The 13,962-nt window shown below is 56.6% G+C and carries 12 protein-coding genes and 1 pseudogene; 6 read left to right on the top strand and 7 right to left on the bottom strand.

The window, feature by feature from the left end; translation table 11 throughout:
* Positions 1-85: 85 nt before the first annotated feature.
* Both EV586_RS12280 and EV586_RS12275 read right to left on the bottom strand, forming a co-directional pair.
* On the bottom strand, positions 86-2,560 hold the full coding sequence (locus EV586_RS12280; RefSeq protein ID WP_132945410.1) for a penicillin acylase family protein: 2,475 nt from the start codon (positions 2,558-2,560) through the stop codon (positions 86-88).
* Positions 2,561-2,578: 18 nt separating this feature from the next.
* A complete protein-coding gene (locus EV586_RS12275) occupies positions 2,579-3,358 on the bottom strand; it encodes a thioesterase II family protein (RefSeq protein ID WP_132945409.1) in 780 nt (259 codons plus the stop codon).
* A 172-nt stretch (positions 3,359-3,530) separates the two neighbouring features.
* Between EV586_RS12275 and EV586_RS12270 the strand changes: the two genes are divergently transcribed.
* Positions 3,531-3,944 (top strand): DUF4362 domain-containing protein, encoded by a 414-nt coding sequence (locus EV586_RS12270; RefSeq protein WP_165898564.1) that lies wholly within the window; start codon positions 3,531-3,533, stop codon positions 3,942-3,944.
* A 56-nt stretch (positions 3,945-4,000) separates the two neighbouring features.
* On the opposite strand, the gene EV586_RS21330 is transcribed toward EV586_RS12270, so the two are convergent.
* The 4 genes from EV586_RS21330 to EV586_RS21320 form a co-directional block, all read right to left on the bottom strand.
* Positions 4,001-4,117 carry an FDLD family class I lanthipeptide gene (locus tag EV586_RS21330; RefSeq protein WP_207893899.1) on the bottom strand — a complete coding sequence of 39 codons (117 nt, stop codon included), beginning with the start codon at positions 4,115-4,117 and terminating at the stop codon, positions 4,001-4,003.
* Between the two features lie 45 nt (positions 4,118-4,162).
* Positions 4,163-4,276, bottom strand: a complete 114-nt coding sequence (locus EV586_RS21860) for an FDLD family class I lanthipeptide (RefSeq protein ID WP_207893898.1) — start codon at positions 4,274-4,276, stop codon at positions 4,163-4,165.
* Between the two features lie 342 nt (positions 4,277-4,618).
* Positions 4,619-5,308 carry an aspartate/glutamate racemase family protein gene (locus EV586_RS12265; RefSeq protein WP_132945669.1) on the bottom strand — a complete coding sequence of 230 codons (690 nt, stop codon included), beginning with the start codon at positions 5,306-5,308 and terminating at the stop codon, positions 4,619-4,621.
* Between the two features lie 85 nt (positions 5,309-5,393).
* Complete coding sequence (locus EV586_RS21320; protein WP_207893897.1) at positions 5,394-5,501, bottom strand: FDLD family class I lanthipeptide; 108 nt, start codon at positions 5,499-5,501, stop codon at positions 5,394-5,396.
* 195 nt (positions 5,502-5,696) lie between these two features.
* On the opposite strand from EV586_RS21320, the pseudogene EV586_RS21855 reads away from it, so the two are divergent.
* Together EV586_RS21855 and EV586_RS12255 are read left to right on the top strand one after the other, a co-directional pair.
* Positions 5,697-5,939: pseudogene (locus EV586_RS21855) on the top strand (DUF4362 domain-containing protein); the annotation flags it as partial.
* A gap of 123 nt (positions 5,940-6,062) precedes the next feature.
* The gene (locus EV586_RS12255; protein ID WP_132945407.1) at positions 6,063-6,482 is read left to right on the top strand and encodes a DUF4362 domain-containing protein; all 420 of its coding nucleotides are present in this window, start codon (positions 6,063-6,065) and stop codon (positions 6,480-6,482) included.
* Positions 6,483-7,317: 835 nt separating this feature from the next.
* Here the strand turns inward: EV586_RS12255 and EV586_RS21315 are convergent.
* Positions 7,318-7,428 (bottom strand): FDLD family class I lanthipeptide, encoded by a 111-nt coding sequence (locus EV586_RS21315; RefSeq protein WP_207893896.1) that lies wholly within the window; start codon positions 7,426-7,428, stop codon positions 7,318-7,320.
* Between the two features lie 194 nt (positions 7,429-7,622).
* Between EV586_RS21315 and EV586_RS12250 the strand changes: the two genes are divergently transcribed.
* Genes EV586_RS12250 through EV586_RS12240 form a run of 3 tightly spaced genes read left to right on the top strand, consistent with a single transcriptional unit; the run spans position 7,623 to position 13,949 of the window.
* Entirely contained in the window at positions 7,623-10,814 is a 3,192-nt protein-coding gene (locus tag EV586_RS12250) for a lantibiotic dehydratase (protein ID WP_132945406.1), read from the top strand.
* Positions 10,811-12,685: an ABC transporter ATP-binding protein gene (locus tag EV586_RS12245; protein ID WP_132945405.1), complete on the top strand. Its 1,875-nt coding sequence runs from the start codon at positions 10,811-10,813 to the stop codon at positions 12,683-12,685. The genes EV586_RS12250 and EV586_RS12245 overlap by 4 nt, the downstream gene beginning before the upstream one ends.
* The gene (locus EV586_RS12240) at positions 12,651-13,949 is read left to right on the top strand and encodes a lanthionine synthetase C family protein (protein ID WP_132945404.1); all 1,299 of its coding nucleotides are present in this window, start codon (positions 12,651-12,653) and stop codon (positions 13,947-13,949) included. The genes EV586_RS12245 and EV586_RS12240 overlap by 35 nt, the downstream gene beginning before the upstream one ends.
* Positions 13,950-13,962: the final 13 nt, after the last annotated feature.

Genomic DNA, 13,962 nt, shown 5'->3' with positions numbered 1-13,962 from the left:
TTTCTAAGTAACTTTATTCCTGACTGCAAATTGAACAAGACAAAAACCTGACTTCGCAGAGTGGCGTAGTCAGGTTTAAGTTCATTTATTCGGGTTGCAAGGTCAGTGTGCGCTCACCGTTCGCTTCGACATCCGCATCTGTATAGTGCATCGTCTTGTAACGGCCTTCCAGCCAGAGGTCGGTCTGGTCTTGATAGTGGTCAGAGCCGAGCTGTCCGGACGCGCCCATGGTCAACGCGTCTTTGGCACCGTTCACATCGTTCATATCGATCACAAAACGCCACGGTGCACCGAGCACGATGCTGAACGGTTTGCCGCGCGAGAAGCCGGCCATGCCGACGGTGCCATTGGAGCCGCCGTATTCGTACGGACCGTTGTTGTAGAGCAGGTTGAGCGGCTTGATGCTGCCCAGCGGATGGGCGAGAGTGATGGTGTGGACTTTGCCCCACTGCCATTTCTCCGGGTTCTTGCCGTTTTCGTCGGCCATCCAGGCCACCGCTTGTTTGAAGGAATCGACGATCGCTTTTTCCTTCGTGTCGTCGGTGCCTTTGAACCAGATCGGGTCCGGGTCGCGCAAAATGACTTCCAGACCGTAGTTCGGCATCGCCGTGCGGTTGAAATGATAGAAAAACTCTTCGGTCAGGTGCGGTTCAAAGAAGCGGGTGTACATCTTGTTGTACATCGCGTGATAGACGACCGGACCTGCCAACTGCGGGTCGTCAATCGGGTTCTCAAACCACTTTTTCAGCACGTCAAACGCCTTTTGCTCCGTATCGTTCAGCTTGGCGCTTTCCAGCGCCTTGATGAACACCGGGCCGTGCTCTTTGGCTTGCAGGTTCAGCCAGTCGCTTTGCATGCGCTCCATGTCTTCGAGGGTCAGCTTGTCCTTCTCCTCGATCATCTGGGTGATGCGGGTCGCGCGGTACGGCAGGTCGTAGTCATAGGAGATATGGTACGGATAATCGCCGTCGACCGGCTTGTTGTTCGCCGAGGCAAAATACCCTTTTTCCGGGTTGATCGCATGCGGCAGTTCGTCCCAGGCGATGTAGCCTTTCCATTCATATTCGCTCGACCAGCCCGGCACCGGCGACAGACCGTCGCCTTTGCTGCGGATCGGGATCGAACCCATCGCATGGTAGGCGATGTTGCCTTCGACGTCGGCGTAGACGACGTTTTGGGCCGGCGCTTGGAACAGTTTCATCGCCGCTTCAAACTCGGTGTAGTTCTGCGCTTTGTCAAAGCTGAGCATCGCGGTGATCTCGTCGGTCGCATCGTGCGCCGTCCAGCGCAGCGCCAGCGGCTGCTCGACTTTTTCTGCCGTGCGGATCGTCTGCGACGGCGCCTGGTCTTTGGAGACATAGGTGTCGAGCGTGTTGGTGATGACCGGACCGTGGCGGGTGACGACGATCTCCGCTTTGACCGATTCGGCGCCTTTGACTTTGATCTCTTCTTGGATCACTTTCGCGTCGTACCATTTGCCATCATATTCGAACTGGTGCGGGTTGTTCGGATTTTGCTTCTCAATAAAGAGGTCTTGCACGTCCGGGGCGAGGTTGGTGAAGCCCCAGGCGACTTTTTCGTTGTGGCCGACGATGACGCCGGGCACACCCGGGAAGATCGCGCCGGAGACGTTGTATTTGCCAGGCATGACCAGATGGTTCTGATAGAAGGTCGACGGTGCGCCAAGACCCAAATGCATGTCATTGGCAAGCAAAGGTTTGCCCGACTCGGTCTTCTTGCCGGAGACGACCCAGTTGTTCGAGCCGAGGCCTTCGCCCGGCAGCGCTTTTTGCTCGGTCAAGTCGAGCGCGGCGAAGATGCTGTCGACCGTCTCTTTGGACAAAGCCGCTTTCGGACGCTCTTCTGCTTGGTCGACTTCGATCGCTTTTTCCATTTCGGTCTGGCGGACGATGGTCGGATTGGCGTCTTGGTATTGGAACAGCAGGGACATCAGCTTTTCATTATCCAGCTTCGGGAGCGCAACGCCCATGAACAGCTCGGTGCGCATGTTGGTGCCGAGTTCCCATGCCATGTATTTGCCGATCGACAAAGAGTCGAGCGGAGTCCACGGCTCCGGCTTGAAGCCGAGCATCGTGTATTCGACAGGCAGGTTGTCCTGGTGGTCCTCGATGTAGGCGTTGACGCCGTCGGCGAAGCTTTGCAGGGCTTTCATCGTTTCCGGATTGACTTTCGACATGCCTTCTTCGGCCGCGCGGCGGAATCCGATCGTGCGGTTGAAGTGGTCGACTTGGACCATCTTATCGCCCATCACTTCCGCGAGGCGCCCGCCGATGCTGCGGCGGGAAAGTTCCATTTGGAACATGCGGTCTTGGGCTTGCACATAGCCTTGCGCGAAGAACAGGTCTTTTTCCGTTTCCGCGTACACGTGCGGCACGCCGTATTGGTCGCGCACGATGCGCACCGGCTTCTCGACGGCGGTCAGGATCTCGCCTTCGATCGTCGGCAGCGCACGCTGCACCATGTAATAACTGCCTCCGCTGGCGGCTGCGATCAGAACGAGCAGCACCGACAGCGAGACGATCATAATTTTCTTAAGCACGCCAACCCCTCCTAAAGGTTATAACAGGTCGACAATCCGCGTCAGTTCCACGTGCAAATCACGCAGCAGTTCTTGGCGAATCGCCTGATTGTTTAAAAAGAAATGGTCGCCCTCAAACATCTTCAGTTGAAACGCTTCGGTGGTCTGTTCGCGCCAAGCCTCATGTCGCTCCTCTGAGATGTCCACATCGCCCGTGCCGCCGAAGCAGTGGATCGGGATGTGCAGCTTGGCTTCGTCTTGATACACATACGTTTCGTTGACTTCGAAATCGGCGCGGAGGATCGGGAGCAAGAGCTCCATCAGCTCTTCATTTTGCAGCACCGCTTCCGGAGTGCCGTTCAGATTGCGCAGACGCTGCACGAACTGATCGTGCGGGAGCTTGTGCACCGGATCGCGCTCGATCTTGCGCTGCGGTGCGCCGCGTCCCGAAACGAACAGGTGCATCGGTTCGAGGCCGAGCTTCTGACGGCGCAGTTCGCGCGCCAGTTCAAAAGCGATCAGCGCGCCCATCGAGTGTCCAAAAAAGGCAAACGGGCGGTCCATATGCGGCTTGAGCGCTTCGACCAGCGCTAAGGTCATCGGCTCGATGTGCCGGAACGGCTCCTCAAGCAGACGGCTTTCGCGGCCGGGCAGTTGCACCGGGCACACGTCGATCGCCGCCGGCAGCTCTTCCTGCCATCCCCGATAGATCGCCGCACTCCCCCCTGCATACGGGAAGCAGAACAAGCGCAGCCGTGCATTCGGTTTCAATTTCTGCCGGGCGATCCACTTATCTGCTGCAGGTCTCATCGTTGTCATTTTGCAAATCCCCTTCTTCAGTTCAATGATCACGTTATGCGTGTCGCTTAATTAATAATGACATCTAAATTACTATTTCGATATTGAACTTCGCAACCCTTCCAATATTTTTAGATTTCATGGAACCTTCTGCGCAAAGCATTCGTCTCTCCCAACAAAGGAGTCGATGCAAATGGTAATGCGGCTTTGGATTCTGCTTGCGGCTCTGCTGCTCGGATGGAGCGCTATTTTTCAAGGCGAGGCGCCGTTAGAGCTAAGTGATATAGTTTACAGGCCGCACAATACCCCGGCGGATGACAATCGATTTCTGCAGTTTGCGGAGCATGTGGCAGCGCGGGAAGCGGACGGGGTGCGGATCATATCTTATACGGCGGAAGGCGATCCCATATATCTGGAACTGGTCTATCGGCGGGAGGAGCTTCAAGTTCGTGTTGATCCGACGGCGGATCAATTCGGGCATGGTCAGGTCCTAGTCGTAACCTGCAGTCCCGATCTGCAGAAGATTGACGGCGGGGTCTACTATGAATATCGGCTGACCGGATGCCTGCATCCCGGCACGCATACAGCCTATGTGATGCCAAAATAAAAAGCCCTTCGGAGACTTCCGAGGGGCTGTGCTCGTATTTTTCTATCCATTTCTGCTTACGGTTCCTGACAAGCGAGAGCGAACGACGTCACTGTTACCGGAGCACTGTTTCTCAGCGTTGCTTCGGTAACAGCCGTTTCCACTTGCACATCCAGATCAAACATCATCTCCATGTCCAGTACCTCCTCTCAACCAGATTCCGCACAGGCTCTTATTCATTACTCAATGTCGCAGGTGATTCCGCAAGAAAGGTATCTTGAGGCTTTTTCAACGACTGCATCGGTAACCATCGCTTCCTCGACTTGTACATCCAGATCAAACAGGTTCGCCACTGTGTTCACCCCAATTCACGTATTGTATTATTCAGAGGATTACAATTACATACATAATATAACTTCGCTTTAAAATATTGTCAATATTATTTCGTGATTTTTCTGAAAATTATCAGAGCGAGTTAGGTTGAGTTTCACTTGGGAAAACCACCTTTTTGCGGATCCATTCGCCCACAGTCAGCTCCTGGAGATTGCCTGCAGTCCCGAGTTGAAGAAGATGACGGCGGGCTCTATTATAAATATCGGCTAACCGGGTGCATGCCTCCCGGTAGCATACGGACTATTTGATGCCGAAATAAAAAGCCCTTTGGAGTCTTCCGAGGGGCTTTCCCGTGCCTGTTTTTATTCCAATGCGCTTTGCACCGCTTTGGCCGCATGCAGAGAGGCTGTGTCAAACAGCGGCACCGAAACGTCCCCCTGCTTGATCAGCAGTCCGATTTCCGTGCAACCGAGGATGACGCCATCCGCGCCTCGGCGGGTGAGGTCATCGATGAGCTGTTTATAGAAGTGGTGCGAGCTCTCGAGGATCTGCCCTTGACAGAGCTCTTCATAAATAATGCGATTGACCTCTTGGCGCGGCTCCGCGTTGGGGATCAGCACTTCCAGGCCGTGCTGCTGCAAGCGTCCTGTGTAGAAGTCCTGCTCCATCGTGTAGATCGTGGCGAGCAGACCGACTTTTTTCAGCCCCTGCGCCTGGATCGCTTCGGCGGTGGCGTCGGCGATATGCAGAAGCGGAATGCTGACCGCCGCCTGTACGTCGTCTGCCATCTTGTGCATCGTGTTCGTGCAGATGATCAGAAGATCCGCCCCGCCGCGCTCCACGCTCTGCGCCGCTTCGACCAACACCCGTGTCGCCTGCTCCCAGTTGCCTTCGCGCTGGTACCGCTCAATCTCTGCAAAATCCACCGTGTGCATCACACTTTTGGCGTTGTGGAAGCCGCCGAGCTGCTCTTTGACCATCTTGTTGATCAGGCGGTAATATTCCAGCGAACTCTCCCAGCTCATCCCGCCCAGCATGCCGATCGTTTTCATCATCGCATCCCTCCTCCCACTTCATTTCCGCACCCATACAAAAAGTCCTTCGGTGCACCGAAGGACTCACTGTTGATCGCGATTCTTATTCTTGGCACGGCAGGAAGCAGGACGAGAAGGAGCCGGAGATGTATTCCACCGTCACATTGCTCACCATTTCAACTTGCACATCCAGTTCGAACATGTTTTCCATCAAAAATACCTCCCTTATCTGGATAATAGAAATATCATAAACAATTAGAATATAATGCTATATTTACCAACTGTCAATTATATTTCTATATATTCTAAATTTACAAACAAACTATAAACCGCTACACTAAGACGATCCATATTGAACTTCGCAACCCTTCCGATATTTTAGATTTCATGGAACCTTCTCCACAAAGTGTGCGTCTCTCCTTGCAAGGAGGGGGATCAGGTATTCCAAGATTACGGTGGGTATGACCGCCCGGAGAAGATTTACTCGTTCCTGAAGAACGTGGAGGAGAAGCATAAAGTTCAGATTCGTGTGACCGCTCTCACCATTGAAGGGGCACCAATTATCACAGAGCTGGTATTTGACGGGGAAGCAATCGAGTATAAGCGCGACACGCGGCAAGACGGGTTCGGTGCACAAAAACTTTATGAGAAGCGTTGCCGGCCGGAGTTTACGATCATGGAACGGGACGGACTGATCGAATATGCGCTGGAGAACTGTTACGGGACGAGCGGTGCGTACGGTATTTTTTATTTCCCAAAGGAGTAGTTGGTGATGAGGAACCTGCTCTGGATTCTGCTCGCCGCGCTGCTGTTTGGCGGGAACGCGGTCTACGACATGCGGACGACAACGCAGGCAATCGGCGAGGTCCATATTGGATCGTCTGCCACCGCCGCTGAGCAGCAGCGGTTTTTACAATTTGCCGAGCACCTGGCGCAGGGGCAAGAGGATGCCATTCGACTGGTGCAGCATTCGGCAGAAGGAGACCCGGTCTACCTCGACCTGCACTTCACAAACGGGGAACTCGGCGTAAAAGTGGACACGACGGCGGACTCGTTTGGCAGCGGCAGGGTGTTCAAGGTCTCCTGCAGCCCGGAGCTGATCAAAACTGATTTTGGCAGCTACTACGAATATCGGATCGGGTTTTGCCTGTATCTGGATCGTTCCCCCCGCATCTATACACTTCCGAAATAAAAAGAGCCCTTCGGATTCGTCATCCAAAGGGCTCTTTTGCTGTTCTAGTACGGCTCTTGGCAGTGGATGATGCAGGATGTGCCGGAGTGTTCCTTTTCTGCTACGCCAATCGCAACTTCGATTTGCACGTCCAGTTCGAACATGTTGTTTTCCATTTTGTACACCTCCTAACTTTGAATAAATATCATAATATTCTGAATCAATAAATTACAAATCAAATATATAATACATATAAAGTATTGTCAACTATGATTTTCACAAACTATCCAAAGCATTTTTACGACTCGTGCCGAGATCGATTCTCTTGAACTCTAGGTTTGTTTACCACCTTATCTGATCATGTTCCACAGACAGGCAACACAACAGTGCAATAATGGGCACAACGGTGCCTTGACAGGGTTCCTCATCAATATTGAATATCGAACGGATTCTGCCTGTATCGGGATCGCTCCCCGCGCATCTATACACTTCCGAAATAAAAAAAGAGCCCTTCGGATTCGTCATCCAAAGGGCTCTTTTGCTGACCTTCTACGGCTCTTGGCAGTTGATGTTGCAGGATACAGCAGAGAGTTCCTTTTCGGCTGCGTCAAACGCAACTTCGATTTGCACGTCCAGTTCGAACATGTTGTTTTCCATCTAGCACACCTCTTTACCTTAAATTAATGTCATAATGTTCTAAATCAATTAATTACATATCAAATATATAGCGCATAGAAATTACTGTCAACTATGATTTTCAAGAACTACCAAATACATTTTTTTCGCCTCGTATCGAGATCGATATCCATGCAAAAAGTCCTTCGGCTGCACCGAAGGACTTTTTGCATCGACTCAATTAAGCTTCATTGCACGGCAGGAAGCAGGACGAGAAGGAGCCGGAGATGTACTCCACCGTCACATCGCTCACCGCATTCACTTGCACATCCAGTTCGAACAAGTTTTCCACTAGTAACCCTCCCTCAAGAAAAAATAATAATAATTACAGTATGCAATTAGAATATAGTACCATCTTTACCAAATGTCAATAAAATATCTTTATATTCTGAATTAATTTGCATAAGTTGTTTCCTGAAAATTGTCAATACACAAAGCATTGAGGTATAATCTTGAATAGCACTTATTTAACGGAGGGAGATTTATATGAATACGACCCGTACCAAACAACAAACACAAGCTACAAAGGAACAATCGTTGTTTCGGCCGCTTGATTTCTTCATGCTGCGATCTCCTGTCCTGTCCTTGGAGCTGTACCAAAAACTGTTTCCATTGCAAGACACTTCTGCGGTTGACTTGAGAGCGGACGGGATCGCCAAATTGGCGGAACTGGCTTCGCAAAGCCTGATTCGCGAAGCGATCGCCGTCGCGTCGCCCTCTCTGTTACATTCGCTTTCCAATTTGACATCCTCCGATCCCCGCAAGCAAGACCAGGCGGTGAAAGGTTTTCTTCGCTACCTCTTACGCATGATGTCGCGCCCGACACCGTTTGGCCTGTTCTCCGGCGTCGCGACCGGCACGTTTGCCGAACAAGCCCAACTGTCGGTGCACGGGGCGTTGCGCCATCAAAAGCGCGCCCGCCCGGACATGGAATGGCTCTTGAAAGTCATCGAACGCATCGAAGCGGACAACCGCGTCGTCCTGCAGTTGAACGTGCGGGCCAACTCGATGATCTCCCGCGACGGTTCACGCGCCAAACTCCCCTACGTCACCCGCTATGGACAGCGCGACGAGCAGGGGCGCATCTCGATGGATACCGTCTCCGTGCGCGCCACTCCGGTGCTCGACCGGGTGCTGGAAGAGACGGCCGAGCCGGTCGTGCTCGCCGAGCTGCTGGCAAAGATCGCCGCCGAATTTCAAGCCCCGGAGGAGACGGTGCAACAATACCTGCTCACCTTGTTCCGCCAAGAATACCTGATCTCCGAACTGCGCCCGCCGACGACGATCACCTCGCCGCTCGACTATGTGCTGGCTCGCATCGACCGCCTGCAAGGCGTGGAGGAGATTCGCGCCAAGCTGCTCGCCATCGCCGACAAACTCGCCGTCTATGACGAGCTGCCGATCGGCGAAGGCGACACGCTGTTCCTCGAATTGGTCGAGGAGATGAAAGAGCTCGGCGATGTGAAAAGCCCGCTCCAAGTCGACCTCGCGCTCGCCGCCGATCCCCTCGCGCTGCCCGCTTCAGCTGCCGAGGAAGCGGCAACCGCGGCGTCCGTTCTGTTCAAGCTCACCTCTCCCCGCATCGGCTATCCGAATTGGGAGAGCTACCGGCACGAATTTATGGAAAAATACGGTCCGTACCGCGAGATCCCGCTCCTGGAGCTGCTCGATGAAGATCGCGGCCTCGGTGCCCCGGCCGGCTATGAAAATCCGCCGTCCCGCCGCCGGGCCGAAGCGCAAAAGCGCAGCGATGAAACGAAAAAGCGCCACGCCCTGCAAACGAACTGGCTGGCCCAAGCGCTGGCCCAAGGGGCGATGGAAGTCGAGCTGACCGACGAGATGATCGCCGAGCTGGCAGGCGATGTGCAGACCAACACGCTGCCCCCGTCGATGGAGATGTATTTTACCGTCGCCGCCAAATCGCAGGCGGCGCTCGATGCAGGGGACTTCCGCCTGCACGTCGGGCCGATGCCCGGTTCGGACGGTGCCGGGCGCACGTTTGGCCGCTTTGTCGATCTCCTGCCCGCCGAATTCCGCAGCCAGCTCGCCACGGTGCAGGAAGCGGAGCAACGGCTGGAACCGGATGCCCTGTTGGTGGAAGTGGCGTTTCTGCCGTCGGCCGGGCGCGCAACCAACGTCGTGCTGACCGACCACTGCCGCCCCTATGAGATGGCGATGGGCACCAACTCGTCCAAAGACGCCGCCCACACCTTGCCCTTGTCCGACTTGCTCGTCGGCTGCAACGATGACGGACTGTACCTGAAGTCGCGCTCGCTTTGCAAACAGGTGATCCCGAAGGTCGGACACATGCTCAACCCGCGCGCCACGCCGAACCTCTACCGCTTCCTGCGCGAGCTCGGTTCGGAGCGCCAGAGCATCTGGCTGCCGTTCCGCTGGGAAGTGATGGAGCAGGCGCCGTTCCTGCCCCGCGTGCGCTACGGGCGGACGGTGCTGCTGCCTGCCGCCTGGCAACTGAACGAAAACACCTCCGAGCTGCGCGCCGCGATGAACGACGATGCGTGGCAGGCCGGTTTTCAAGTCTGGCGTAAGACGTGGAAGGTGCCGCGCTACGTGTATCTGTTGGAAGCGGACAACCGTATCCTGCTCGACCTCGACCATCCCTTGCACCTGGAAATTGTGCAGAAGGAGTCCAGCAAAGGCGAAGTCAAGCTGATCGAGATGGGCGCCGCGTTTGACGACCTCTGCATCGCCAGCCCGGACGGCCTGCTCTTGAACGAAGTGGTCATCCCGCTGGTCAAGCGGGACGAGTCGCCCGGCAAGCGCCTCAAACTGCAGAACCTGCAGGTGATCCCCGCCCGGGAGCGCTTGTCGCTGCCCGGCAGCGAATGGCTGTTCGTCAAACTCTACGGGGTCAGCAGCCGTCAGGAAGAGCTGATCGGCGGGCAGCTGCGCGAGTTTTGCCGCGATGTGCAAGCGCAAGGGCTGGCGCAAAAGTCCTACTTTATGCGCTATGTCGATGACGGCCCGCACATCCGCCTGCGCTTTCATGGCGCACCGGAGACGATCAGCGCCGGTCTGCTCCCCCGCCTGCACCACTGGGGGCTGGACTTGCAAAAAGAAGGCTTGATCTCGCACTACACCCTCGACGCGTACGATCCGGAGATCGAGCGCTACGGCGGTCCGCAGCTGATGAAGACGGTCGAAGAGCTGTTCGCGAAAGACAGCATCGCCGTCGCACAATGGCTGTTCGGCAAACGGTTCCAAAAGATGAGCCTGACGCTCGACCAGATCGGCGCGGTGTCGGTGATCGACTATCTGGAACAATTCGGCCTGTCATTCGCCGAAGCGTTCCGCTGGCTGGACTTGCGCGTCTCGCACAAAGAGCAGCAGGACGCGTTCCGCCAAGACCGCAAGCTGTTCCTTCGCATCGCCAACTCGGCGGACGACTGGGCAGGGCTGCGCGCCCATCCGGAAGGTGAAGCGGTCTACGCCGGACTGAAGCTGCGCCGTGACGAGGTGCGCCGCTATGCGGAAGACGTGCGTGCGACCGGCGAGCGCGGTGAGCTGTTTAATGACCGCCACAACATCATCGGCAGCGTAATCCACCTGCACCTGAACCGTCTGCTTGGCACCGACCGCGTGCGGGAAAAAGCGGTGATGACGCTGGCCCGCCACGCGCTGAACGCTTTGCGCCACTTCCGGGAGGACACGCGATGAGCACGAACCAGCCGCAAGATGTCGTCTCCTTGCGCAATGTGTTCCAGGCGTTCATCTTCTGGCCGCGCATCTTCCGCCTGCTGTGGAGCGTCGACCGCTTCACCTTGCTCTCGCTGCTCACCTTGCAGCTGCTGCAAGGCATCGCTCCCGTCGCCGCTCTGCTCGTGACCACGCAGCTGATCAACTCGGTCGGGCTGTCATGGCAGGAAGGGGTCGAGGTGCTCTACACTTCGTTCGCCCTGTTCATCGGCGTCGTGGTCGCCCGTCAGCTGATCGGCCTTGTGCAGACCTATCAGGAAGGCTTGTTTCAGACCCGGCTTTCCAACAAGATCAACCAGACGATCATCGAAAAAGCGGTGGCGCTGGGCCTCGCCGATTTTGAAAACGCAGACGTGCAGGACCAGTTGAAACGCGCCCAGCAGGAAGCGTCGTTCCGCCCCTATCAGATCATGAAGCAGATGTTTGGCGTGATCACCGGCGTCGTGACGATGGTCTCTGCCGCCGGCGTGCTGATCGCTTGGAAATGGTGGATCGCGTTCGCCTTGATCCTGATGCCGGTCGCGTCGTTTGTCTCGTTTATGCGACTGTCCCAGCAGCAGTTCGAATACGAGTACCACCGTGCGCCTTTGCGCCGCGAATCGTGGTATTGGAGCTACCTGCTCACCCACGACAAAGCGGTGAAAGAGGTGCGCCTGTACCAGCTCGGCGAGCATCTGCTCAGCCGCTACATGGAGATCTTAAAGACGTTTTTTGCGCAGGACAAGCTCCTCGCCCGCAAGCGGCTCTTGATCTCGCTGCTCTTCGAATCGGTGACGTTGATCTTGACCTCATCGATGGTGTTTCTCGTCCTGCTCGCCGCCTATGCGCGAGAGATCGCGATCGGCAACCTGTTTGGCTATGTGCAGGCGATCACGCTGACGCAAAGCACGTCGCAGGCGGTCGTGCAGGGGCTGATCCAGCTCTGCCAAAACAACCTGTACATCAAACAGCTGTTTCAGTTCCTAGACCTCGACTCGGCGATGCACAAGCCGGCCGCAGACTCGCTGCCGGAAGCCCCGCCGATCGAGACGGTGGAGTTCCGCAATGTGACGTTCCGCTATCAGGGGCGCAAGGAGGCGGCCTTGAAGAACGTCTCCTTTACCTTGCAGCGCGGCGAGACGCTGGCGATCGTCGGCAAAAACGGATCGGGCAAATCGACCCTCGTCAAAGTGCTGACCGGGCTGTATCCGGACTTCGAAGGCGAGATTTTGTTAAACGGCGAGCCGATCCAAACGTACGACCTCGACTCGCTGCAGCAGCGCGTCGGCGTGGTCTTTCAGGACTTCATGCAGTATGAGTCGGATGTGCGGCACAACATCGGCTTTGGCAACCTGCCGTTTCTGCAGGAGGACGGCAAGATCTACGGCGCTGCGGAGCGGGCCGGCATCCACGGGCTGCTCGACACGATGCCGCAGGGTCTGGACACCAAGCTTGGACGCTGGCTGGCCCAAGGCTACCAGCTGTCGGGCGGGCAATGGCAGCGCGTGGCGATCGCGCGTGCCTTCCTGCGGGAAGCCGACCTGTATTTGCTCGATGAGCCGAGCTCCTTTTTGGACCCGGTGGCCGAAGCGGACGTGTTCCACAAGTTTCAGCAGCTGATGGACAACCGGCTTGGCATTTTTATCTCGCACCGCTATTCGTCGGTGCGATTCGCCGACAAGATCATGGTGCTCGATCAAGGACAGATCGTCGAACTGGGCCCGCATGACGAGCTGATGGCACAGGGCGGCATGTACGCCGAACTGTACAACCTGCAGGTCAGCGCCTACCTCGACGACAACAAAGGAGGAACAGAAGATGGCAGTGCAAAAGTTGCAGTGGCAGCCGACTGAGTCGGAGGAGCTGCGCGCGGAGATTCTCCATGCGGTGCGCTTCGCGGCGGAGCGGTTGAAAGCTGCCGATCCGGGCGACAACCCCAACACGTTTCTCGGCTCAGGCGTGGCCGGTCCGTGCCTGTTGTTCGGCCAGCTCGACCGGATGTTCCCGGAAGAAGGCTGGGATCTCGTCGGCCACAAATACCTCGTCACCATCCAGCAGCGCCTGCAGACGCATGGCGCGCCGAACCTCTCGCTGTGGAGCGGGCTCGGCGGCACGCTGCTGGCGGTCAAAGCCCTTTCGCGGGGCGGACAGCGCTACCAGAACATGTTGCAAAGCCTGCTTGGCTCGCTGATCGGCACGCTGCAGAAGCAAATGCCGGAAAAGCGCCAGGCGATGGCGAACGACCTCGTGATGACCGACTATGACACGATCGGCGGCATGGCCGGCGTCGGGCGCATCTTGCTCGCTTTTGCCGACCGTGATGATGCTCAACAGGCGCTCCGTGACGTGCTGGACTACCTGATCGAGCTCTGCGGCGACAAAGAAGCGCACGGGCTGCTCGTCCCGACGTGGCTCATCCACTCGCACAACCATTATCGCGAAGATGAACAAGAGATGTTCGCCAACGGAAGCCTCAACCTCGGCCTGTCGCACGGCATCACCGGCCCGTTGGCGCTGATGAGCCTCGCCCTGCTGCAAGGCATCGAAGTGCCGGGCCAGCGCGAAGCGATGCGGCGGGCGGCCGACTTCGTGCGGCGCTTTCAGGGCCTGCATGACGAGGAGCCGTTGTGGCCTGGGCGCATCTCGTTTGAAACATGGCAAACCGGCGAGTTGCCGCCGCTCAGCCCCCGGGACTCCTGGTGCTACGGAGCTCCGGGCATCGGGCGGGCACTGTGGCTGGCCGGAGCGGCGCTCGAAGATGCCGCGCTGACCGAAGCGGGCATCGCCGCCTACCGGGGCATCGCCAAGCGGGAAGACAGCAAGCGCAGCATGAACACCCCGACGATCTGCCACGGCTGGGGCGGACTGATGCACATCGTGCAGCGCATGCATGCCGATACTGCGCTGCCCGAGCTGCTCCCCTGCCGCGACGAACTCGCCCGCCTCGTGCTGAGCACCTTCTCGGAGGCGCATCCTTACGGCTTCGAAGAGTTCGAAGCCCGACAGCCGATCACCGATCCTGGCCTGCTCGAAGGCGCATCCGGCGTGATCTTGACCCTGCTCAGCCTCGTCACCGAGGAGGCGCCCGATTGGGATGCCGTGCTGATGATTTCCTAGTCCAAACAAAAAG

It is taken from the genome of Tumebacillus sp. BK434, assembly GCF_004340785.1.
Classification (GTDB): domain Bacteria; phylum Bacillota; class Bacilli; order Tumebacillales; family Tumebacillaceae; genus Tumebacillus_A.
Note: the sequence above shows the minus strand (reverse complement) of the source record. Positions and strands in the feature narration are given on the sequence as shown.